At 42.5% G+C, this 207-nt stretch carries 1 pseudogene; it reads right to left on the bottom strand.

What is annotated here, in order from left to right:
* Positions 1-207 (bottom strand): annotated as a pseudogene (locus V6260_RS19535) (glycerol-3-phosphate dehydrogenase); the annotation flags it as partial.

A 207-nucleotide genomic window follows, 5' to 3' on the forward strand; every position in this document is an offset into this window, starting at 1 on the left:
ATTGTCGTACATAAATAAGCGAATGCGAATCATCCACGCAGGGCGAAGGTGTTTTTGATGCGGAAGTCTAAATGTCAGCGGCCACATAATGTGCGGTGCATTTTTAAGTAACACATCACGTTCGGCTAGCGCTTCTTTTACTAATCTAAATTCGTAATGCTAAAGGTAGCGCAAACCACAGTGGATCAGCTTTGAACTGTTTGAAGA

The organism is Pseudoalteromonas aliena (assembly GCF_038155085.1).
GTDB classification, from domain to species: Bacteria; Pseudomonadota; Gammaproteobacteria; order Enterobacterales; family Alteromonadaceae; genus Pseudoalteromonas; species Pseudoalteromonas aliena_A.